The organism is Pseudomonas sp. PKS (assembly GCF_051913525.1).
GTDB lineage: Bacteria > Pseudomonadota > Gammaproteobacteria > Pseudomonadales > Pseudomonadaceae > Aquipseudomonas > Aquipseudomonas guariconensis_D.
The window spans coordinates 22,608-47,849 of sequence record NZ_JBEGDO010000022.1 but is presented as its reverse complement, the minus strand read 5'-3'; the positions used below and the strand labels follow the sequence as shown (position 1 = coordinate 47,849).

4 protein-coding genes are annotated in these 25,242 nt (G+C 68.7%); all 4 read right to left on the bottom strand.

The genetic code is table 11. The annotated features are described in order from the left end of the window. Nucleotides 1–36 precede the first annotated feature (36 nt). Entirely contained in the window at nt 37–11,778 is an 11,742-nt protein-coding gene (locus tag ABOA88_RS19360) for an amino acid adenylation domain-containing protein (protein WP_437437105.1), read from the bottom strand. After that, nucleotides 11,775–14,843 carry a non-ribosomal peptide synthetase gene (locus ABOA88_RS19355; protein WP_367851994.1) on the bottom strand — a complete coding sequence of 1,023 codons (3,069 nt, stop codon included), beginning with the start codon at nt 14,841–14,843 and terminating at the stop codon, nt 11,775–11,777. The genes ABOA88_RS19360 and ABOA88_RS19355 overlap by 4 nt, the downstream gene beginning before the upstream one ends. 12 nt (nt 14,844–14,855) lie before the next feature. Then, the gene (locus tag ABOA88_RS19350) at nt 14,856–15,905 is read right to left on the bottom strand and encodes a TauD/TfdA family dioxygenase (protein ID WP_196171161.1); all 1,050 of its coding nucleotides are present in this window, start codon (nt 15,903–15,905) and stop codon (nt 14,856–14,858) included. 67 nt (nt 15,906–15,972) lie between these two features. Continuing rightward, nucleotides 15,973–25,164, bottom strand: coding sequence for an amino acid adenylation domain-containing protein (locus ABOA88_RS19345; protein WP_367851993.1), 9,192 nt, complete (start codon nt 25,162–25,164; stop codon nt 15,973–15,975). Nucleotides 25,165–25,242: the final 78 nt, after the last annotated feature.

Below are 25,242 nucleotides of genomic sequence, written 5' to 3'. Positions count from 1 at the left end.
GCGTGGCTATTTACTGCAAACCGCGAGACTGGCCGGTCAGGCTTGAGTCAGCCGCACCTGCTCGAGGGTCGCCAACACCCCATCAAGGCAGCCGGGGCTATGCAGGATGTCGTAGTGGCTGGCGCGCACCACCTCAGTGTGGGCAACACGCGGTTGCTGCGCTTCGAGCGCCGCTCGCTCACCGGTCGGGTTGGCACTGGCCCACCAGCAACGCAGCCCGGCCTTGACCACCGGCAACGCCGGCAGCTCGCGCGACAGCTGCTTGAGCCGCTGGCTGACCATGAAGGTATGCGCCAGCTCATCGGCCCCGAGCAAGGCATAACCCGCACCTTGTTGTGGCTGACGCTGGATCACCTCGGCAATCAACCCACCCACCTCCTGGGCCCCGATCTCTCGGCGCCCGTCGAGCACCGGTTGTACCGCGTCCGGGTCCATCCCCAGGGTGGCGCAGAGGAAGGCCTGCAGGTCTTCGCACACCGCTTCGACCTGCTCACCGGTGTCCAGCGGCACGTAGCTGTCCACCAGGCCCAGCCAGCGCACGCTCTGCCCTTGGCCCTCCAGGACCTGGGCCACCAGCAGTGCCAGGCTGCCGCCGAGCGACCAGCCAAGCAGGTGATACGGCCCCTGGGGCTGGCGAGCGCGAATGGCAGCGGCGTAGTCACTGGCCATCTGCGCCAGCGACAAGTCCTGCCACTGGCGGTCCAGCAGCATCCGGCACTGCACGCCGTACACCGTGCGCTGCCCGTCCAGGCGCCGGGCCAGGGGCTCGTAGTCGAACACCGTGCCGAACCCTGCGTGCAGGCAAAACAGCGGCGCAGCATCCGTCACCGGTTGGTTGAGCAGCAGCAACGGTTCCGGCGCCTGGCCCTGGCCAGCGGTCAGGCCGGCGATGGTCGGGTTGGCCATCATGTCGCGCAGCTTGAGTTCGAAGCCCAGCACCGGCATCGCCCGTACCCGGGAGATCACCTTCAAGGTGCGCAGCGAATCGCCGCCCAGCTCGAAGAAGTTGTCGGTGATGCCCACCTGATCGACACCCAGCACCTGTTGCCAGACCTGCGCCAGCGCCGCCTGCAGGGGCGTGCGCGGTGCAACGAATTCGCGGGCCCCGAAATCAGGGTCCGGCAGCGCCTTGCGGTCGAGCTTGCCGTTTGGCGTGAGCGGGAACTGCGCCAGCACCACCACCTGGGCCGGCACCATGTAGTCCGGCAGGCGCTCGCGCAGGGCCGCCAGCAGGCGCTGGCTCAGCCCCTGTTCGGCAGCGGCGACCACATAACCGATCAGCTGGCGGCCTTGCGGGGTGTCGCGCACCACCACCAAGGCATCCTTGACCCCGGCCTGTTCGCGCAGCCGCGCCTCGATCTCGCCCAGCTCGATCCGGAAACCCCGTACCTTGACCTGATGGTCGACGCGCCCCACGTAATCCACCACGCCATCGGCGCGCATGCGCACCAAATCGCCCGTGCGGTACAGCCGCGCACCCGGCGCGCCAAACGGGTCGGCGACGAAGCGCTCGGCAGTCTGGCCGCGGTGGTGGTGGTAGCCGCGGGCAACACCCTCGCCACCGATGAACAGCTCACCGACCAGGCCCGGCGGCAAGGGATTGAGGTCGCCATCGAGCACGTACAGGGTCCGCGCCCCCACCGCCAGGCCAATCGGCGCATACATCGCCTGGCAATGCCCGCTCGCCGGGGTCTTCCACAGCAGCGGCGTGACCACGGTCTCGGTCGGGCCATAGCCGTTGACCAGGTACTGTGGCGCCAGGCTGCGCTTGACCCGCTCGAAGCTGGCGTCCGGCACTGCGTCACCGCCAAAGCAGTAGATGCGCACGGCCGGCGCCTCGCCTTGGCGTTCGGCCTGCTCGGCCAGCTCCAGCAGGTAGGCCGGCGGGAAGCAGGCGATGCTGATGCGTTGCGCCTTGAGCACCTGCAAGGTCTGCTCGGCGGTCCACAGGTTGTTGTCACGGATCACCAGGGTGCCGCCGCTGATCAGCGTGGTGATCCAACGCTCATGGGCACCATCGAAGGCAAACGACATGAAGTGCAGCTCGCGGCTGTCGCGGTCCATCTCGTAGAGCTGGGCGATGGCCTGCACATGCATGCTGATCGCCCCATGGGCCACGGCGACGCTCTTGGGCTTGCCGGTAGAGCCCGAGGTGTAGATCAGGTAGGCCAGTCCCAGGTCCTGAACCGCCGGCAAGCACGAGGCATCGACCGTTTCATCGAGTGCCAGCGTATCGACCGCAAGGCAGGTCACCGATGGCGCCAGCGTCACCCGATCCTGCAGGCGCTGCTGGGTCAGCAGCACCGCCATGCCAGCGTCGGCCATCATGTAGCGCAGGCGCTCGGCTGGATACTCCGGGTCCAGTGGCACATAGGCGCCGCCGCTCTTGAGCACCGCCAGCAGCGACACCACCAGCTCCAGCGAACGCTCCATGAACACGCCCACCACGGTTTCCGGCCCCACACCCGACGCTTGCAGACGCACGGCCAAGGCCGTGGCGCGGCGCTCGAGGGTGGCGTAGTCGAGCACTTGCTCGCCCAGCACCAACGCCGGATGGCGCGGCAACTCCCGGGCACGACGGGCAATCAGCTCATGCACCGGGGTGTTGACCATAGATGGCGCGGTCGCCTGCAACTGGCGCGGCGTGCCCTCGACCAGGCCCAGACAGCCGACCGGCTGGAGGGCATCGTCGCACAGCCTGCGCAGCAGGCTTTCCATGTGCGCGCGTATCTGCTCGACCGTCGCAAGATCAAAGTGCGAACGCTGGTGCATGTACTCGATGCGCAGGCCGCCATCCTCCACGCTGACCATCAGGTCCATGGCGAAGCTGGTCAGGCCGAAGTCCGATACCTCCTCAAAGCGCAACGACTCACCATCCCACTCGCGCAGCGTGCGGTCGACCGGCTGGTTCTCGAACACGATGATGCTGTCGAACAGCGCCTGGCCGCCCTGCCCGGCCCAGCGCTGGATGTCGCCCAGAGGCGTGTGCTGGTGGTCGCGGATGCGCAGGTTGTAGGCCTGCAGCTCACGCAGCCAGTCGCCCACGGCCTGTGTGGTCGGCACGCTGCTGACTACCGGCAAGGTGTTGATGAACAGCCCAAGCATCTGCTCGGCGCCTTCCAGGGTTTCCGGACGCCCCGACACGGTGGCGCCGAAGGTCACCGTGCGTTGGCCGCTGTAACGCTGCAACAGCAGCAGCCAGGCCGCCTGGACCAAGGTGTTGAGGGTCACCCTTTGCCCTTGGACGAACTGCTGCAGGCGCGTGGTCTGCGTTGCATCCAGCTGGGTGTAGAGCGCGTGATAGCCCGCCTGCGGCTGCTTGACCGGTACGGCACGGGCAAGATGCGTCGGCCCTTCCAGCGCTGCCAGCGCAGTCTTCCAGAATGCTTCGCTGGTGAGCGGATCCTGGCGCTGCAGCCAGCCGATGTAATGACGGTACTCGGCCACCGGAGACAGCGCCTGGCCACTGTAGTGGCGCAGCACGTCACCGATCAGCCGCGAGACGCTCCAGCCATCCATGAGGATGTGGTGGTAGGTCCAGATCAGCCGGTACCGCTGCTCATCGATGCGTACCAACAGCACCCGCAGCAACGGCGCGCTACCCAGGGCAAAGCCCTGCTCGCGCTCGGCATCGGCCAGCACGCGCACGGTCTGCCGGGCGTCGGCGCGGTTGCGCCAGTCGAGCACGGTCAGCAGCGGCGGCACTTCGCGCAGCACCACCTGCAGCGGTTCCTGCTCGCCCTCCCAGAGGAACGCGGTGCGCAGGATCGCGTGGCGGCGGGCTACCGCCTCCCACGCCGCGAGCATGCGCTGCGGATCGACGCCCACCACGCCCACTTCGATCTGGTTGACGTACAGGCCATCGTCGCCGTCCTGCACCGTATGGAACAACATGCCCTGCTGCATGGGCGACAGCGGGTAGGCGTCCTCGACCTGCGCTGCCGTGAGTCCAAGGCTCGCCAGTTGTGCCGCCGAAAGCCCCACCGACACCCGCGCCTCCGGCGTCTCGAGCGGCGGTGCCAAGGCGGTGGCGACCTGGGCCAAAGCCTCCAGGGTCGGGTGGCTGAACACATCCTTGGGCGTGATCGACAGCCCCGCCTTGCGCGCCAGGGCCACGGCCTGGATCGACACGATCGAGTCGCCGCCGAGCGCGAAGAAGTCATCTTCGACGCTGATGTCGTCCCGCTCGAACAGCGCCTGCCAGACCGCCAGCAAGCTCGCCTCCGCAAGTGTGGCCGGTGCGCGCCCCTGGCGCGTGCGGGCCTCGGGTGCCGGCAGACGGCGCCGGTCGAGTTTGCCGTTGGCCGTCACCGGCATGCGTTCGAGTTCGATCAATTGAGTCGGTTGCATGTGCTCGGGCAGCCGCGCGGCCAGGGCAGCCTTGAGCGCCGCCGGGTCGAGCGCGCCGGCACTGGGTACCAGATACGCCACCAGTTGCGTGCTCTTGCCCAGCTCCAGCGCCAGCACCACGGCTTCGGCGACGCCGGGCTGTTCGACCAGGGCGGCCTCGATTTCGCCCAGTTCGATGCGCAGGCCGCGGATCTTCACCTGATGGTCGATCCGGCCGATGTATTCGATCACTCCGTCGGCGCGGTAGCGGGCCAGGTCACCGGTGCGGTACAGCCGCTGGCCGACCTCGAATGGCGAGGCGACGAAGCGCTCGGCGGTCAGCCCAGGGCGCTGGTGGTAACCGCGCGCCAGGCCCACGCCGCCCAAGTACAGCTCACCGACACGGCCGACGGCCTGGGGTTGCAGGCTGTCGTCGAGGATATAGGTACGCAGGTTGGCGATGGGACGGCCGATCGGCACGCTGTGCCCACCGTCATCGCGGCAGGTCCAGTGAGTCACGTCGATGGCCGCCTCGGTGGGGCCGTACAGGTTGTACAACCCGGCCTTGGGCAGCACGCGCAGCACCTGGCGTTGCAACTCGGCGGGCAACGCCTCGCCACTGCAGATCACCTGGCGCAGGCTGTGGCAGGAGGCCGCGCCCTCGTCGCGCACGAACGCCTGCAACATCGACGGCACGAAATGCAGCGTATCGACCTGGTGACGGTTGATCAGCGCCACCAGTTGCGCCGGGTCACGATGCGCCCCGGGCTCGGCGATGGCCAGGCGGGCGCCGACCATCAGCGGCCAGAAGAACTCCCACACCGACACGTCGAAGCTGAACGGCGTCTTCTGCAACACCGTGTCCCCCGCGCCCAGCGGGTAGGCCGCCTGCATCCAGGCCAGGCGGTTGTACAAGGCGTCGTGACGGTTGCCCGCGCCCTTGGGCCGGCCGGTGGAACCCGAGGTGTAGATCATGTACGCCAGCGAAGCGCCGTCCAGGGCCAGGTCCAGGTTGTGGTCCGGGCCTTGGGTGAGGTCCAGCTGATCCAGGCACAGCACCTGCACGCCATCGGCCAGCGGCAGGCGCGCTAGCAGGGTGCTGTGGCTGAGCAGCAAGCCCACGCCGCTGTCCTCGAGCATGTACTGCAGGCGCTCGGTCGGGTAGTCCGGGTCCATCGGCACGTAGGCGCCACCGGCCTTGAGGACGGCCAACAGGCCAATCACCAGTTCCAGGGAGCGCTCGGCGGCGATGCCGACCAGCACCTCCGGGCCCACCCCGTGTGCGCGCAAGCGGTGCGCCAGGCGGTTGGCCTGGCGGTTGAGCTCGGCGTAGTCCAGTTGCTGATCGCCAAACACCAGTGCCGGCGCCTGCCCCGCACGCTCGGCCTGCGACTCGAACAGCCGATGCACCGGCTGCATCGGCGCGAAAGCCACCTGGGTGTCGTTCCAGGCCAGCAGTTGCAAATCGCGCTCCGAATCCCCCAGCAGCGTCAATCGGCCCAAGGCCTGCTCAGGCGCTGCGGCCATGGCCTGCAACAGGTTGCACAGGTGTTCGTGCAGGCTGGCGATGAAGGCGTCGCCAAAGGCGCTGCGGGCATAGTTGTAGCGCAGCGACAGGCGCGCGCCGAAGTCGGCCGAAACCGTCAGCGGGAAATGGGTCTGTTCGCGACCTTGCACGTCGAGGATGCGCAAGCCCGTGCCCGGTCCCTGCTGCAGCGCCTCGGCCAGCGGGTAGTTCTCGAACACCAGCAAGGTGTCGAACAGATTGCCCAGCCCTGCCAGGCGCTGCACCTCGGCCAGCGGACTGTGCTCGTACTCGCGCAGGTCCAGGTTCAGCGCCTGGATCGCCTGTACCCACTGCGCCACCGATTGCCCGGGTTCAGGGCGGGCGATCACCGGCAAGGTGTTGATGAACAGGCCCAACTGCTGCTCGATGCCCGGCAGGTCCACCGGACGGCCGGCCACGGTGGCGCCGAAGGCCACGCAGGCTTGCCCGCTGTAGCGCTGCAACAGCAGCAGCCAGGCCGCCTGCACCAGGCTGTTTAGGGTGACCTTGTGCTGCCGGGCAAACGCGCCCAGGCGCGCGCTGGCCGCCGGGTCGAGCACCTGGAAGTATTCACCGAAGCCCGTTGCGCCAGGCTCGGCCTGAGCACCATTGGCCAGCAAGGTCGGCTCTTCGAGCGGCGCCAGCTGGGCGCTCCAGAAGTCCTGGGCGGACTGGGCATCCTGGACGACGAGCCAGGCCATGTAGTCACGGTAGCGGCTGGCACTGCTGGCCGGGGTCTGGCCGGCATAACGCTGCATCACTTCGCCAAGCAACTGCGAGGTGCTCCAGCCATCGAGCAGGATGTGGTGGTGCGTGACGATCAGGTGCTGCCGGCCTTCGTCGGTGTCCAGCACGCTGACCCGCAGCAGCGGTGCCTGGGCCAGATCGAAACCGCGCTGACGGTCGGCCTCGGCGAAGGCCTCCAAGGCACTGCGCGGCTGGCCGCGGTAGTCCAGCCGTTCCAACGGCAGGCGCACCTGGCGCCCGATCGCCTGCAACGGCTGGCGCAGCTCATCGCCCCACAGAAAGCGCGCACGCAGGGTGTCATGGGCGTCCAGCGCCCCCTGCCAGGCCGCCCGCAAGGCCTCGACGTCCAGGCCTTCGACGTCCAGGCGCAGCTGGTGCACGTAGGCGCCCGGCTCATCGTCATAGAGGCTGTGGAACAGCATGCCCTGCTGCATCGGCGACAGCGGGTAGAGGTCTTCGATGTCGCGCGCCGCAAGGTTCAGGGCATCGAGCTGCGCCTGGCGCAGTTGCGCCAGCGGCACATCGGCCGGTGTCAGCCCGCCGTCGCTGGCCAGGCAGTGCTCGATCAGCCCACGCAAGGCCTGGCCATAGGCGTCGGCCAGGGCCTGCACCTGGGCCTGGGCGAAGCGGCGCGGGTCGAACGACCAGCTCAGGCACAGCTCGCCGCCATACACCTGCCCATTGATGCTCAGGCCTTCGAGCACCGTGTTGCCCGGCGCCTGCTCATCACCGCCGCGCTCACGTGCCGGTTGCCAGGCCGCCTGCGCATCGAAGGTGGCATCGAACTGGCCCATGTAGTTGAAGGTGATGGCAGGTGCCGGCAGCGCGCCCAGGCCCACGTCGGCCAGGTAGCGCAGGATGGCAAAGCCGATGCCCTTGTTCGGCACCGCGCGCAGTTGCTCCTTGACGGCCTTGATGCTGGCGCCAGCCTCCTGCGCCGGGGTCAGCTTGACCGGGAAGATCGAGGTGAACCACCCCACCGTGCGGCTCAGGTCGATGTCCTCGAACAGGTCTTCGCGGCCATGGCCTTCGAGCTGCACCAGGGTCGAGGCCTGGCCGGTCCAGGCACAGATCACCTGGGCCAAGGCGGTCAGCAACAGGTCATTGACCTGGGTGCGATAGGCCGCTGGCGCCTGCTGCAGCAATTGGCGGGTGAGGTTCGGGTCCAGGCGGGTCTGCACGGCGCAAATCTCCTGCGCCACCGGGTGGGCCACAGCCTGGCTCGGCAGGCCTGGCGCCACGTCCTGGTACTGGGCGTGCCAGTAGGCGGCCTCGGCCAGCAATGCCGGGCTCTGCGCATGCTGTACCAGCCGCCGGGCCCACTGCTGGTAGGCGCTGGTCTTGCCCGGCAGGCGCGGCGGCTCGCCGACGGCCAATTGCTGAAGGGCCTGCTGCAGGTCCTCGAACAGCACCCGCCAGGACACCCCGTCCACCACCAGGTGATGGACCACCAACAGCAAGCGCTGCCCGCCCTCTGCCATGTCCACCAGCAGGGCGCGCAGCAGCGGTCCCTCGGCCAGGTCCAGGCTAGCCTGAGCCTGGTTGCACAGCGCCAGCAACGCCTGCTCGTCACAGGCGTGGGCGTGTTGCAGTACCGGCTGCTCGGCGCCCGCCTCGGCATGCCATTGGCGCCACTGGCCGGCCTGCTGCGCAAAGCGCAGGCGCAGGGCGTCGTGCTGGCGCATCACGCAGGCCAGCGCCCTACGCAGGTGCTGCGCATCGACCGGCTGGCGCAGGTCCAGCAACACCGACTGGTTCCAGTGGGCGCGATGGGCCACGGGCTGCTCGAAGAACCACTGCTGGATCGGTGTCAGCGGCGCCTCCCCGGCCACCGGCGCATCGCTGTGGACTGCCGCCTCGCTGCGCACCGCGACCCGCGCCAGGCTCTGCACGGTCTGGTATTGGAACAGGTCCTTGGGGCTGAAGCGGATGCCGCTCTGACGGGCACGGCTGACCAGCTGGATGGCGATGATCGAGTCGCCACCGAGCTCGAAGAAGTTGTCATCGATGCTGACTGGCGCACGCTTGAGCACCTCTTCCCAGAGCGTGACCAGGTCAGCCTGCAGCGCATCCTGCGGCGCTTGCCAGGCCCCTCGCGACGGCGCCAGGCCCGGCGCGGGCAGCGCCTTGCGGTCGAGCTTGCCGTTGCTGGTCAGCGGCCAGGCGTCCAGCACCATCAAGTGTGCGGGCACCATGTAGTCGGGCAGCTCGCCGCGCAGGTAGTCACGCAGGCCCTGGCCGAAGGTGCTGCTGCCGGCCTCGACACCAGCCTTGGCCACCAGGTAGCCGACCAGTTGCTTGCTGGCACCGGCCTCGTGCACCAGCACCAGGGCCTGGGCGACCTGCGGATGCTGTTGCAGGCAGCGCTGGATCTCGCCCAGCTCGATGCGAAAACCGCGGATCTTCACCTGATGGTCGATCCGGCCGATGTACTCGAGGCTGCCGTCGGCGCTGTAACGGGCCAAATCGCCCGTGCGGTACAGGCGCGCACCAGGGCGCTCGGCGAAGGGGTCGGCCACAAAGCGCGTGGCGGTGAGATCCGCACGTTGATGGTAGCCCCGTGCCAGGCCCGCCCCGCCCACGTACAGCTCTCCCACGCAGCCCTTGGCCACCGGGTTCAAATGGCTGTCGAGCACGTACCACGACAAATCGCCGATCGGCTCGCCCAGCGGGCTGCTGTTGCTCGATTCAAGGTCGGCCCAGCCCAGTGGCCGGTAACTCACGTGCACCGTGGTCTCGGTGATGCCGTACATGTTCACCAGTTGCGGCTGGCGATCGCCGAAGGCTTCGAACCAAGGCCGCAGGTCGGCCACCTCCAGGGCCTCACCGCCGAAGATCACCGTGCGCAGGGCCAGCGGCCCCTGGTCGCGGGCCGCGCACGCCACCTCGATCAGCGGGCGGAAGGCCGACGGCGTCTGGTTGAGGACGGTCACGCCCTCCTCGCGCAACAGGCGGTGGAAGTCCTGGGGCGAACGGCTGGTGGCATAGGGCACCACCACCAGCCTGCCGCCATGCAGCAGCGCGCCGAAAATCTCCCACACCGAAAAATCGAACGCGTAGGAATGGAACAGCGTCCACACATCGTGTGCGTCGAAGCCGAACCACTGCTGGGTGGCCTCGAACAGGCGCAACACATTGGCATGGGGCAACAAGGTGCCCTTGGGCTTGCCGGTCGAACCTGAGGTGTAGATGACGTAGGCCAGGTTGTCGGGGTCGGTCAGGTTGGGCAGGTCGTGCTCGGGCGCCTCGCTCAGCCAGTCACCGGCCTGATCGAGCAACAGCGTCTGAAGGCCCTCGACCTTCGGCAGGCGCGCGGCAAGCGGCGCCTGGCTGATCAGCAGGCGCGTGCCGCTGTCTTCGAGCAGATAGGCCAGGCGCTCCTCGGGGTACTCAGGGTCCAGCGGCACATAGGCGCCGCCGGCCTTGAGGATCGCCAGCAGCCCCACCAGCATCTCCAGCGAGCGCGGCAAGGCGATGCCCACGCGCACGTCCGGGCCTACGCCCTGGGCACGCAGATGCCAGGCCAGGCGGTTGGCCCGGCGGTTGAGCTCGCCATAGCTCAGGCGCTCGCCCTCGCACACCACCGCGGTGGCCGCTGGGCGCAAGGCCGCCTGGCGCTCGATGCGCTGGTGCAGGCACTCGCGCACCTCATGCCGGGCCGGCCTGGGATTCCACTCGGCCAGGGTGGCAGCCCGCTCAGCGGCATCGAGCATCGGCAACTTGCCCAGGGCCGTGGCCGGATTTCGCACGATCGCTTGCAGCAGGTTCAGCCAGTGGCGCGTCATGCGCTCGAGGGTGGCGGCATCGAACAGGTCGGTGGCATAGGTGAACGCCGCGCTCAGGCCCTCGGGCCCTTCGACGGTGTCGAGCATCAGGTCGAACTTGGTGCTGCGTTCATCGACTGCCAGCACTTCGACCTCCAGCCCTTGCAACGTCCAGCGGGCACTGCCCTCGGCGGCGGCCTGCTGGTGGTTGAGCATCACCTGGAACAGCGGGCTCTGGTTCAGGCTGCGCTCAGGCTGCAGCGCGTCCACCAGTTGCTCGAACGGCACATCCTGGTGGCCCTGGGCTTGCACGGCCGCAGCCTTGAGGGCCTGCAACAGGCTCAGGAAGGGTTGCTCGGGCTGCGGCTGGCTGCGCAGCACCTGGGTGTTGATGAAAAAGCCCAGCAGCGTCTGCACGTCCTGGCGTGTGCGGTTGGCCACCGGCACGCCGACGCGGATGTCGTGCTCGCCGCTGTAGCGGTGCAGCAAGGCATGCAGCGACGCCATCAGCACCACGAACAGCGTACAGCCCTGCTCGCGGGCCAACTGGCGCAGGCCTTCCAGGGTCGCGGCAGGCACCTGGACACTGATGCAGTCGCCCTGCTGGCTGGGCACGCTCGGGCGCTTGCGGTCCAGCGGCAGGCTCAAAAGCGGGTGTTCATCGCCCAACTGCTCGCGCCAATACTGCAATTGCCGCTCGCCCTCGCCCGCCTCCAGCCACAGCCGCTGCCACAGGGCAAAGTCGGCGTACTGGATCGGCAGGGCCTCGGCCTGCGGCGCCTGGCCGCTGGCGAACGCCGCGTAGTGGCGGGTGAATTCCTCGATCAGGATGGGCAACGAGGCGCCATCGGTGACGATATGGTGCAGCGTGAGCACCAGCACATGGTCCTGGGCGCCGAGCCGGACCAACCGGGCCCGCATCAGCGGGCCGTGGGCCAGGTCGAACGGTGCCCGGGCAGCGCTGGCGATGGCAGCCTTAAGGTCTGCCTCGTGCGCCTCGACCTGCTCCAGCGGACAGGCCATCGCAGCGTGGATCACTTGCTGCACAGCCCCCTCCTCCAGGCGGAAGGTGGTGCGCAGTACTTCATGGCGCGCTAGCAGCGCGGCCAGGGTCTGCTCCAGGGCCGCACGGTCCAGCGGGCCGCGCAGGCGGAAGGCACCGGTCAGGTTGTAGGCGCTGGCCTGTGGCTCCAGTTGCCAGATGAACCACAGCCGCTGCTGGGCGTAGGACGCCGGCACCACCTGCAGGCCCGCCGCACGCGGCGGGATCGGCAGGGCTTCCAGGGTCAGGCCCTGCTCGCGCATCTTGCCTTGCAGGGCCTGCCGAGCTTCGGCCGACATCCCTGCAAACCGTTGCGCCAGCGCCAGCATTCTGTCCGGTACCGCATTCATAGAGCTTCAACCTCGTCGAACAGCGCCTCCAGGGAGTCCACTGTGTTTTGCTGATTACCGGCTTGCTCGCGCAATGCATCGATCTCCTGCGCCAGGCGCTCGAGGGTCTCGCCCTCGAAGAACACCCGCAGCGGGATCGTCAGGCCCAGGGCTTCCTGGATCCGGGTACGGATCGCGGTGGCCAGCAGCGAATGGCCGCCGAGCTCGAAGAAGCTGTCCTGCACACCGACCTTGTCCACCTGCAGGGCCTCGGCCCAGATACCGGCCAGGGTGCGCTCAAGGTTCGTGCGCGGGGCGATGTACTGGCTGCGTCGGCTGTCCAGGGCCAGCAAGGCATTGCGGTCGAGCTTGCCATTGGGGGTCTGCGGGAAGCGTTCCAGCACCCGGATGCGCGCCGGCAGCATGTGCTCGGGCAGCACCTGGGAGAGGTGGCTGTGCAGGTCCAGGCCCAGTTGCTCGTGACCTTCCTGAGTAGAAACGACGAAGGCCAGCAATTGTTTACCCGCCGCGGTGTCATGGGCGATCACCAGGGCATCGTCCACGCCGCGCCCGGCGCGCAGGGCGCTTTCGATTTCGCCCAGCTCGATGCGAAAACCGCGCAGCTTGACCTGGTGGTCCAGGCGTCCGAGGCAGTCCAGGGTGCCGTCGACCCGGTAGCGCGCCACATCGCCTGTGCGGTACAGACGTTGTCCCGGTTGCTGGGCGAACGGGTCCGGCAAAAAGCGCTCGGCGGTCAGTGACGGCCGCGCCAGGTAGCCACGGCACAGGCCATCGCCGGCCACGTGCAGCTCGCCCTCGACACCCGGCGCGACCGGCTCGAACTGGGTATCCAGCACATGCACCCGCAGCCCCTGGACCGGCTTGCCGATGGCGATGCCATGGCCGTCGGCCGGGTCCAAATAGGTGGCGGTGGACCACACGGTGGCTTCGCTCGGTCCGTACTCGTTGACCAGCGAAACCCCTGCCAGGCGCTCGCCGTGGCGCCGCGCAAGCTCCTGGGTGCAGGCCTCGCCGGCAACGATCACGCAGCGCAGGCTGGGTGCATCGAGGTATTCGAGGATCTGCCCGTGGAACGAGGGCAGCGTCAGGTAATGGGTCACGCCCTCCCGGGCGATCAGCGTGGCCAACTGTTGCGGATCCTTGTAGCGGTGCTCGTCCGGCAGGGTCAGTGTCGCGCCCTGGCTCAACGCCCAGAAGACACCGGCCACGGAGCTGTCGAAGGAGAACGACGACAACATCAGGAAATTGCCCAGCGCTTCGCGGTAGAAGTGCCCACGGGCCAAGGTCGAGGCCACGGCGTTGGCGTGGCTGACCATGACCCCCTTGGGCTTGCCGGTGGAACCGGAGGTGTAGATCACGTAGGCCAGGTTGTCGGCATCGCCCAGTGGCGCCGGGGCCTGCTCGCTGGCCGACCACACGGGCGCCTCGGCGGCCAGGGAGGTGACGGTCAGGCGCAGGTCCTGCTGCCAGGCCTCAAGCAGTGGCAGGCAGGCCAACACCTGCTGGGCACCGGCATCGGCGAGCATGAAGGCCAGGCGCTCGGTCGGGTAGTTCGGGTCCAGCGGCAAGTAGGCGCCACCGGCCTTGAGGATGCCCAGCAGCGCCACCACCAGCTCACGGCTGCGCTGGCCATACACCGCCACCACCTGGTCCGGGCCAATACCCTGGGCGCGCAAGGTGTTGGCCACCTGGTTCGACAGGCGCTCCAGCTCGCCATAGGTCAGCCGCTCACCGCCCACGCTCAAGGCGATGGCCTGGGGTTGGCGTTCGGCCTGCTCAGTGAACAACGATGGCAGCAACCGCGCCTGACGCAGGGACGCGGCCTGGGGGTTGAAGCCCTGCAGCACCTGCTGGCGACCGGCCTCATCGAGCAGGCTGGCCGCTGCCAGGTCCTGCGCCGGCGCGGCCAGGGCCTGCCCGGCAAAATGCAGGAACTGCCCCAGCAGCGTCTGCAAGGCTTCGACGCTGAAGGCGCCGGCATCGGCATCCAAGCACACCTGGCCTTCGCCCAGCACCAGGCGCAGGCGCTCGACCGCCCCTTCGGCTTCCAGCGCCAGCACGCCTTGCGCCGCAGCACTCGGGCGATGCACGACGCCGTAGCGGCACAGCCCCAACTCGAACTCGTTCAGGCAATCCAGCCAGGAGCGCGACTGTTCGAGGCGGGTCGTCATCTCGTCGGTCAACCCATCGAGGCTGGCGCCCTGGCGTTGGTCGAAGGCCACCGGCAGGGCCCGGGCGAACACGCCGCAGGCGTCGGCCAGGTCCTCGTTGCGGCCCTCCACGTGCAGGCCGATCAGCAAACGGTCCTGCTGGCTGATACGGGCCAGGAAGGCGCCCCACAGCGCCAGCACCCGCGCCTGGCCGCCGTCGCTCGCCAGCAGCGCCTCAAGGGCACCATCGGCACGCCTGGCCTGGTGGCGAGCGTTGGCGTGGCCTGGGGTTTCGAAGGCCAGGCGGTGGTTGACCTGATGGCTGTGCACCAGCGCCTGCCAGAACGCCGCGCCCTGGCGGCCCAGCTCATCTTCGCGCAGTTCCTGCTGCCAGGCGGCGAAGTCGACGTACTGCAACGCCTCGTCGTTGTCGGCGAGCACGCGGCCCTCACACAAGGCGGCCAACTCGCCCGCCACCATCAGCAGGCTGGCGCGGTCGAGGCTGGCCGCACTGCCCAGCAGCAGCAACCGTGGCTGGGCACCGGCCAGGGCGCTCACCGCCACGCTGCAGGCACCGGCTGCGCCCACCTGGGCCCTGGCCCAGGCCAGCGCCTGGTCCAGGTCGCGGTCGGCCTCGGCATGTACGGCGCCAGGCACTTGCGCCTGCACGGCCTGCAGCGGCCAGGCCATGCCCGGCAGGCGGCGGTAAAGGGTGCGCAGTATTTCGTGGCGCGCACCCAGGGTAGCCAGGTGCGCGGACAGCGTGCCGGCATCGGGCAGGCGTGCAACGCTGAGCACCACCCAGGCGTGCCCTGGGTGCTCGCCCTGGTTGGCCAAAGCCAGCGCCTGCTGGGCAGAGGCCTGGAACAGTTCACCGCCTACGTCGTCATGGCCTGGCTGGAGGGAGAGGGTCATGTGTGGAGCTCCTTAATCGTGGGCCAGATCGGCGCTTTTCTGCGCGATCGCCATGGCGGTGAGAATTTTTCGACGGCCCGTGAAGGCGTTGCGCGCATGCACGGTGAGGATGTTGTCCAGCAGCACCACGTCGCCCTTCTGCCAGTCGAACTCGACCATCACGTCGCGGTAGATCTGTTGCAGGTGGCGCACCACGTCATCGCCGATCGGCGTGCCATCGCCAAAGAACGTGTTCTGCGGCAAGTCCAGCGGGCCGAACTCGCGCAGCAGGTTGTCGCGGATGCTGTCAGGCAGGGTCAGGGCATTGAAGAAGGTGGCGTGGTTGAACCAGATGCGCTCGCCGGTCTGCGGGTGGCGGACGATGGCCGGGCCGCGCTGACGGGTGCGCAGGCGGTTGCCCGGCTTCCATTCGGCCTCTACGCCGATCTGCGCGCAGTAGGCTTCCACCTCACTGCGCACCTCGCTCTGGAACACGGTCTGCCAGGGCAGGCCCATGCCATCGCCATAGTTGCGCACATAGAGAATGCCCTTGCGGGCGAAGGCTTCGCGCACCTGCGGATCGACGCGATCGAGGATCAGCCGGGTATCGCCCAGCGGCGTCTGGCCACCGGTCTGGGAGGGGGTGTCGCAGTAGAAGTACAGGTGCAGCGGAAACACCGGCGAATAGGAGTGCTCGTTGTGCGGGAAGATCCGCTCGCCGGCCGGGTAGTCGGTGGAGCTGTAGATGTTGAACTGGCCCGTGATCTGGGTGCGTGGCGAGGCACGGAACAGGTACTGCAGGGCGCCGCCGGAAATCGCGTCGATACACTGGTTGAATTGATCGATACCTGCCACGTCGAAGCCGCGGAACAGAATCGCCGCCCCCTGGTGCAATTGCTGCTGGATCAGCGTGCGGTTCTGCGCCGCCCAGGCGACCAGATCAACCCCTGGCACGGTGGGCGTACACAGTAGCGGAAAGCCCGCCTCGAACAACGGGCGGAAGCTGACCAGGCTGGACGTGTCGCTGGAAATACGCTTGCGCGCACCCCGCATGGGGCGAGAGGACAATGAAGTGACGGACATGACGCCTCCTGGAACTGGGCCATGGCGGCTCGTCGCGAGCCGCCGCAAAAGTCGTTGAACAATCAGGTCATTCGACGGCGCTGGAGCGACGCCTGCGGATCGGGTGCAGCCCTTTGAGGCGGGCGGCGCGTTCGCTGCTCTGGCGCTGCTGGTGCTCACGCCAGACCTGCTCGGCCCGGCCCGACAGCTCGCCCAGGGTGGCAGCGCCCTCGACCAGCGCCGCGAGCACCGCCCGGACCTGCTCGAACATCGCCTCCAGCGTGGCCGGAGCGAAACGCCCGGCCGGATACTCGAAGCTCAGGTGCAGGTGCTCGGCGTCGTTGTAGAACGCCGCCACCAGGTCCAGCTCGGCCGCCTGGCGCCCGGACGGGAAGTCACTGACCTGCAGCGCCCCCATCGACGGCAGGCGCCCCACGCCTTCCTGGTGGATCAGCTTGATCGAGAACAGCGGCGAGCGGCCGTTGCGCCGGGGCAGGCGCAGGGCCTCGACCAGGCGCTCGAACGGCAGGTCTTGGTGCTCGGATGCCTCGATCAGCGTTCGGCTGCACAGGGCAAGCAGCTGATCGGCAGTCATCGCCGGCACAAGCTCCACCTGCAGCACCAGCTGGTTGACGAAAAAGCCGACCATGCGCTCAAGCTCAGCATGGTTGCGGTTGGCGATGTCGGTGCCGATGCGCAGGCGAGCCTGCCCGGTGCGCTGTTGTAGCACCACGTTGAACGCGGCCAGCAGCACGCTGAACAGCGACTGCTGGCGTTGCCGTGCGAACCGACGCAAGGCCGCGCTCTGGGCGCGGTCGAAGGTGAAGTGGCAGGTCGCGCCCTGCCCGGCTTCGCCGGGTTCGGCAGTCGGGTCCGGCGGCAGCTCCAGCACCGGGTGATGCTCGCCCAGATGGGCCTGCCACCAGGTGAGTTGGCGTTGCAGTTCGCCACCCTGCTCCAGCCACTGGCGCTGCCAGCGGGCGAAGTCGGCGTATTGCAGGTTCAGCCCTGGCAGGGTCGGCTGCTCGCCTGCCACGAACGCGCTGTAGAGGCTGACGAACTCGTCGATCAGCACACGGAACGAGCCGTCGTCGGCGACGATGTGGTGCAAGGTCATGAGCAACACATGGTCCTGATCGGCCAGTTGCAGCACCTGCACACGCAGCAGTGGGCCGTTGGTCAGATCGAACGGCTGCGCGACTTCCTCGCGGGCCAGCGCCTGGGCACTGGCCTCGACATCGGCCAGGCCACGCAGGTCGCGGTAACGCAGCGCCAGCGGCAGGTCGTCACGCACCTGTTGCCAGGTACTTCCGCGCGCCTCGTGGTAGGTGCTGCGCAGCACTTCATGGCGCGCCAGCAAGGCTTCGAAGGTACGGCGCAGGGCGTCCGGATCCAGCGGGCCGCGCAGGCGCAGGGCGCCGGGCATGTTGTACATCGAGCTGTGGGGCTCCAGGCTCCAGAGGAACCACAGGCGCTGCTGAGCGAACGACAATGGCTGCTCGCCCTGCCCTGCGTCACGCGCCATGGCCGGGCGGGCAAGCACGGCCTGATCGACACTGGCGTGCACCTGCTCGGCAAAATCGCACAGCCGCGGATGCTCGAACAGCGCCCGCAGGCTCACTGCGCGCCCCAGTTGCCGGCGCACCTGGGAGACGATCTGGGTGGCCAGCAGGGAGTGGCCGCCCAGGTCGAAGAAGTTGTCCTCGCGGCCCAGGCCATCGAGGCCCAGCACCTGCTGCCAGATCTGCCCAAGCTGCTGCTCCAGGCCTTCGCGCAGCGGCTCGCCCCCCTCCAGCGCCAGGGCCTCGGGCGCGGGCAAGGCCTTGCGGTCGAGCTTGCCGTTGCGGTTGAGCGGCAGCGCCGCCAGCGCCACCACCTGGGCCGGCAACAGGTAGTCCGGCAGGCGGGCCTTGAGCGCCTGGCGCACGGCGCGGGTCAGTTCGGCGCTGGTGTGCGCAGGCGCGGTGGGCACGGCGTAGCCGATCAGTTGCTTGCCGGTTACGCCCTCGTGCACCAGCACCGCTGCTTCGCGGATCATCGGCAAGGCTTGCAGGTGCGCTTCCAACTCGCCCAGCTCGACCCGGAAACCACGGATCTTCACCTGATGGTCGGCCCGGCCGATGTACTCGACCACGCCATCGGCGCGCACCCGCGCCAGGTCGCCGCTGCGGTACAGGCGCTGGCCCGCCGCGCGGGCGAACGGGTCGGGCACGAAGCGCTCGGCGGTCAGCGCCGCACGGCCATGGTAGTCACGGGCAAGGCCCGCGCCTGCGCCGATGCACAGCTCGCCCGCCAGGCCTGCCGGGGCCAGGTTGCCGTGGCCGTCCAGGATGTGCAGCGCCCGCCCCGGCAACGCGCGGCCGATCGGTATGGCGCCCGCGCTGTCGGCCAGGGTGCAGAGGTGCGTGCTCGACACCACCGTGGCCTCGGTGGGGCCGTAGGTGTTGACCAGCCGCACATGCCCCAGCCCGGCCGCGTGCCACAGCTTAAGCCCCTCGGCGGACATCGCCTCGCCCCCCACATGCACCTGGCGCAGGCGCCCGGCATCGCGCGGCGCGCTGGCGGCCCACTCCTGGGCCAGCAGGAACCAGTACGCCGCCGGCAGGTCGGCCAGGGTGATGCCCTGGGCGATGATCTGCTCGTACAGGGTCGTGGTGTCCCACAACTCATCGCCGCGCAGCACCAGGCAGGCGCCCACGCACAGCGGCGGGTAGCACTGCTCGACGAAGCCGTCGAAGCTGAAGGTGGCGAACTGCAGCACCCGGTCTTCGGGGACCAGTTGCGAATAGTCGGCGGCGATCACACAGAACTCACGCAGCGCCGCATGGGCAATCGACACCCCCTTGGGCTGGCCGGTGGAGCCGGAGGTGTAGATCAGGTAGGCCAGATCCTGGGCGCCGGCCAGGTTGACCGGGTTTTCAGGGCTGTAGTCGTCCAGCCAGCCTTCGCCCGCCTCCAGCAGCAGGCAAGGCAGCCCGGCCGGCGCCTTGAGCAAACCAGGTTGCATGAGCAACAGGCTCAGGGCGCTGTCCTCGATCATGTAGGTCAGGCGTTCGGCCGGGTAGTCGGGGTCCAGCGGCACATAGGCGGCGCCCGCCTTGAGCACCGCCAAGAGGCTGGCGATCATCATCGGCCCGCGTCGCACCGACAGCCCCACGCGCTGGCCAGGGCCCACGCCGCATGCGCGCAGGCGATGGGCCAGGCGGTTGGCCTGGGCATTGAGCTGGGCGTAGGTCCAGCGCTGCTCGCCGGCGATCAGGGCCAGCGCCTGTGGAGTGAGCGCTGCCTGGCATTCGAAGCGCTGGTGCGCCAACAACGGGCTGTCCAGCGTGAGCCGCGGCTGCCCGCCCTGGGCCAGGCGCTCGCCCTGGCGCGCGGCATCGAGCAGGCCCAGGCTGGCCAGCGGCTGTTCAGGCGCGGCCACGAACTGTGCAAGCAGGTGCACCAGGGCATCGCGCAGCTGCGCTATCTGCGCACTGCCGATGCGGCTGCGGTCGTGGCTGAAGGTCAGTACCAGGCCCTGGTGCTGCTCGATGCCCAGGGTCAGTGGGTAGCTGGTCTGCTCGACGTTACTGACCTGCGAGAACCGCAAGCCGCCCGGTGCCCCTTGGCGCAGCGCCTCGGCCACCGGGAAGTTCTCGAACACCAGCAGGCTGTCGAACAAGGCCCCCTGCTGGCCGGCCCAGCGCTGGATGTCCACCAGCGAAGTGTGCTCGTGCTCGCGAAGTTGCAGGTTAAGCGCCTGCACTTCGCCCAGCCAGGCAGTCACGCGCTGGGTCGCACGCGGCGCGCAGATCACCGGCAAGGTGTTGATGAACAGCCCGACCTGCTGCTCGATGCCCGGCAACTGCGCCGGGCGCCCGGCCACGGTGGCGCCGAAGGCGACCGATGGCTGATTGCAGTAGCGCTGCAGCAGCAACGCCCAGGCCGCCTGGAACACCACGCTGACGGTCACCTGTTGGGCCCGGGCGAACGCCGCCAGGCGTTTGCTGAAGGCTTCGTTCAGGCCGTGGACCAACTCGCCGAAACCCGCCTCGCCCGCCTCGCGGGGCAGTGCTTCGCCCAGCAGGGTCGGTGCTTCGAGCCCCTGAAGCTGGCCGCGCCAGAAGGCCTCGTCCAAGCCCGGGTCGCGCCGTTGCAGCCAGGCCAGGTAATCGGCGTACTTGCCCGCACTCACCGGCGGTTGGCCGCCTGCATAGCGTTGCAACACCTCGCCCAGCAGTTGGGCGTTGCTCCAGCCGTCCATGAGGATGTGGTGGCTGGTGTAGATCAACTGGTAGCGCTCGCCGCCCAGGTGCACCAGCACCAGGCGCAGCAAGGGTGCGCGGTCCAGGGCGAAGGCGCGGGTGCGCTCCTGATCGGCAATGCGCTGGATATCCGCGCCTTCGCCCGGCAGCACCTGCAGTGGCAGTGCCACCTCGCGGGTGATCGACTGCACCGGCTGTGCCAGGGCCTCCCAGTGATACTGGCTTCGCAGCACGTCGTGGCGTGCGAGCACGGCCTGCCAGCTGGCGGCGAAGCGCGCCACGTCCAGGCCGTCGATGCACACCTGCAACTGGTTGATGTAGGCGCCGGCCTCGGGCGCGTAGAGGCTGTGGAACAGCATGCCCTGCTGCAAGGGCGAAAGCGGCAGCACATCCTCGACGTGGGCCCAGTCCAGGGCCAGGCCATCGAGTTGCGTCTGGCTCAGCCGCGCCAAAGGGAAGTCCGAGGGCGTCACGCCGAGGGTGCCGGGGGCCAGGCAATGGTCAAGCAACGCCTCGAGGGCCTGGCCGAAGCCCTCGGCCAGACGCTCGAGGGTGGCGGTGGCGAAACTTTCGCGACAGTAGCGCCACTCCAGCACCAGCTGGCCCTGGTACACCTGCCCTTCCAGGCTCAAGGCGCTGGCCAGCGGCGCCTGAGGATCCTGGGCCTGACCGCTGCCTTCGATGGCCGGGGCGAACAGGGCGTCGTCACCGAACTGCTGATCGAACTGGCCCAGGTAGTTGAACAGGATGCCCGCCTGCGCCTGGGCGGCCAGCTGTGCGCCGGCCTCGGCATCCAGGTAGCGCAGCACGCCATAGCCGATGCCCTTGTCCGGCACCGCGCGCAACTGCTCCTTGACCGCCTTGATCGCCTCGCCCGGTGTTGGCGCAGCCTTCAGGCGCACCGGGAACAGGCTGGTGAACCAGCCCACGGTGCGGCTCAGATCGATGTCGTCGAACAGCGCCTCGCGGCCATGGCCTTCGAGCAGCACCAGGCAGTCCGCCTGAGCGCTCCAGTCGGCCACGGCCTGGGCCAGGGCGGTCAACAGCAGGTCGTTGACCTGGGTGCGATAGGCCTGGCCTGCGTGCTTCAGCAATTGACGGGTGCGCTCGGCGCTCAGGCGCCAGGTCAGCACGGCCGCGCTGGCGTTGACCCTGCGCCCATTCGGGTTGTCGTGCGGCAGTGGCGCGCTGGCGCGCTGCGCCAGCCAGAACGGCAATTGCTGACGGGCCCGGGGCAGGTAGTCGCCCAGACGCGCAGCCCAGTGCTGGTAGCCGCTGGTCTTGGCCGGCAAGGGCTGCTGGCGGTAGGCCTGTTGCAGGTCCTCCAGCAGCACGCGCCAGGACACCCCATCCACCACCAGGTGATGGGCCACCAGCAACAAACGTTGGCTGCCGTCGGCCATCTGCGCCAGGAGCACACGCAGCAGTGGGCCGTCGGCGAGGTCCAGGCTGGCCTGGGCCTGGTCGCACAGGGCACGCAAGGCCTGGGCCGAGGCTGCCCGACGGTGCCACAGCTGTACCGGCGCAGCTTCGGCGTGGGTTTGCTGCCAGCCGGTCGGTGTCTGGCGATAGCGCAAGCGCAGGGCGTCGTGTTGCTGGACCAGGCGCACCAGGGCCGCCTCCAGGCGCTCGGGCTGCAGCGGCTCGCGCGGGGTCAGCAGCAGGCCCTGGTTCCAATGCTCGCGCGCCGGAACCGTCTGCTCGAAGAACCAATGCTGGATGGGCGTCAACGCCACCTCGCCCTGCAGCGGCCCTTGCTCGATCTGCACCAGCGGCGCCTGCTCCACGGCTTCGGCCAGCTCGCGCAGGGTCTGGTGCTTGAACACATCGGCGGGGCTCAGGCGCAGGCCGGCCTGGCGGGCGCGGCTGACCACCTGGATGGCGATGATCGAATCGCCGCCCAGGGCGAAGAAGTTATCGTCCAGCCCGACCGCCTCGACGCCCAGCAACGGCTGCCAGATCTGCGCCAGGGCGCGCTGACGTTGGCTGTGCGGCGCCTCGTGCTGCTGGCGCGCCGCTCCGGCGCGGGGCAAGGCCTTGCGGTCGAGCTTGCCGTTGGCAGTGACCGGCAGACGCTCCAGGAGCATGAAGCACTCCGGCACCATGAACACCGGCAGGCTCAGTTGCAGGTGGGCCCGCAGCTGCGCCTGGAGCGCGGCGCTGTCGGCCACCGGCGCCGACGGCACCAGGTAGGCGACCAACAGCTTGTTGTCCTGGGCCAGCACCACCGCTTCCTTGACCGCCGGGTGGGCCATCAGGCCGGCCTCGATCTCGCCCAGCTCGATGCGCAGGCCACGGATCTTCACCTGATGATCCAGGCGCCCCAGGTAGTCGATCACGCCATCCTCGCGGTAACGCGCCAGATCGCCGGTGCGGTACAGGCGCTCACCGGCGCCGAACGGGTCGGCCACGAAGCGCTCGGCGGTCAGCGCCGGGCGACGGTGGTAGCCACGCGCCAGGCCCACGCCGCCCAGGTACAGCTCACCGGCAACGCCAACCGGCACCGGGTTGAGTTCGGCATCGAGGATGTGGGTGCGCAGGTTGGCGATGGGCCTGCCGATCGGCACGCTGTGACGGCCATCCTCGACACAGGTCCAGTGGGTCACGTCGATGGCGGCTTCGGTCGGGCCGTAGAGGTTGTACAGGCCCGCCCCGGGCAAACGGGCGAACACCTGGGCCTGGGCTTCGGCCGGCAGGGCCTCGCCGCTACAGACAATGCGTCGCAGGCTGGTGCAGGCCTGGACGCCCGGCTCATGGATGAAGGCCTGGAGCATCGAGGGCACGAAGTGCAAGGTGCTGATGCCCTGCTCGGTGATGACCTGGATCAGTTGCGCCGGGTCGCGATGGGCACCGGGCTGGGCCACCACCAGGCGCGCACCGACCATCAGTGGCCAGAAGAACTCCCACACCGACACATCGAAGCTGAATGGCGTTTTCTGCAACACGCTGTCGCACGCCTCCAGCCCATAGGCCTGTTGCATCCAGGCCAGGCGGTTGAACAACGCCTGATGGCTATTGCCAGCGCCTTTGGGGCGCCCGGTGGAGCCGGAGGTGTAGATCACATAGGCCAAGTTGTGGCCACTGGCTCGGCAGGCGGGATCGTTGTGCGGATACCCGGCACAGTCGGCGGCGGCATCGTCCAGGCACAGGATGCGCAGGTCGGCGCTCAGCGGCAGGCGTGTCCGCAGCGCGGTCTGGGTCAACAGCAGGTTCACGCCACTGTCTTCGAGCATGTAGGCCAGGCGTTCGGCCGGGTAGTCCGGATCCAGCGGCACGTAGGCGCCACCGGCCTTGAGGATCGCCAGCAGACCAACCACCATCTCCAGCGAACGCGCCACGGCGATGCCCACCAGCACGTCAGGGCCGACGCCAGCCTCGATCAGGCGATGGGCCAGGCGGTTGGCCCAGCCGTTCAGTTCGGCATAGCTCAACTGCGTGCTGCCGAACACCAGGGCCGGGGCATCCGGCGTGCGCAGGGCCTGCGCCTCGATCAGGCGCTGCACACAGGGGCCGCCTTCGTAGTGCTCGGCGGTGGCGTTCCAGCCGTGCAGCAGACGCTCGCGCTCGGCACGCCCCAGCAGCGGCAGGTCGCCCAGGCGCGCATCTGGCGCCTCGACGATGCCCTGCAGCAGGGTCAGCCAGTGCTCACGCAGGCGCTCGATGCTGGCCTGCTCGAACAGGTCGCAGGCGTAGGTCAAGGCTGCGTGCAGGGCGCCAGACTTTTCCAGCGTGTCCAGGGCCAGGTCGAACTGGGTGGTGCGCCCACCCAGCTCCAGGCGCGAGGCCTTGAGCCCGTCGGCGATGTGCAACTGCTCGAGGTCGGCGACCACCGGCTGATGGTTGTAGAGCACCTGGAACAGAGGCGAATGGGCGGCATCGCGCGAAGGCTCAAGGGCGTTGACCAGGCGCTCGAACGGCAGCTCCTGGTGCGCCTGGGCGCCCAACACTGCCGTACGGACCTCGGCCAGCAGCGCGCTGAACGGCTGATCCCCCCGCGGCTGGGCGCGCAGCACCTGGGTGTTGACGAACAAACCGATCAACCCTTCGGTCTCGGCCTTGCCGCGCCCGGCGACCGGCACGCCGACACGGATGTCCTGCTGGCCGGTGTAGCGGTGCAACAGGGCCTGGAACGAGGCGAGCAGCACCATGAACAAGGTCACGCCTTGCTGCTGGGCCAGTGTGCGCAGGCCCATGGCCAACGCAGGGTCGATGGCGAACTCCAGGCGCACGCCGCGATAGCTCGGCGCGGCTGGCCGGGGAAAATCGGTCGGCAATTCCAGCACCGGCTGCTCATCGCCCAGCTGGGCCGTCCAATAGTCGAGCTGGCGCTGCAACTCGCCCGCCTCCAGCCAGCTTCGCTGCCACAGGGCGTAGTCGGCGTACTGGATCGGCAGCGGCGGCAACTGGGGTGCCTGGCCCGCCACGCACTGGGCGTACAGGCGGCTGAATTCGTCGATCAGCACATTCATCGACCAGCCATCGGCGACGATGTGGTGCAAGGTGAGCAACAGCACGTGCTCGTCCTCGGCCAGGCGCACCAGGCATACCCGCAGCAACGGCCCCTCCTGCAGATCGAACGGCAGGCCCGCCTGCTGCTGGGCGATGTCCTGCAAGCGCTGCTCGCGCTTGGCACAACCTGCGAGGTCGTGGCGCTCCAGCGCCAGCGGCCCAGGCGCCTGCACGCGGGGATACCAGATGCCCTCCTCCAGGCGGAACAGCGTGCGCAGCGGCTCATGCCGCGCCACCAGCGCCTCGAAGGCCGCGCTCAGCGCGTCCAGGTCCAGCACGCCCTGTAGGCGCACCGCTCCGGGCAGGTTGTAGGCTGCGCCCTCTGGGTCGAGCAGCCACAACAGCCCCATGCGCTGCTGGGCGTAGGACGGCTGCGCGCAGGCGATGCCCTCGACCTGCGCAGGAATGGGCAACAGCGAGAACTCCACCCCTTCTCGCGCCAAGGCCTGAAGAAACAGGCGCCGCTTGTCCAACGGCAGGGCGATAAAGCGACGGGCAAGCTTCTCGGCGTCTTCAGGTTTCATGCTGGGCGTCTTCCTAAAAGTTCATTCGTAGTGCCAGGGCACTCGCATGCAGTTAGGAACGAAACTCAATTCGGCGGA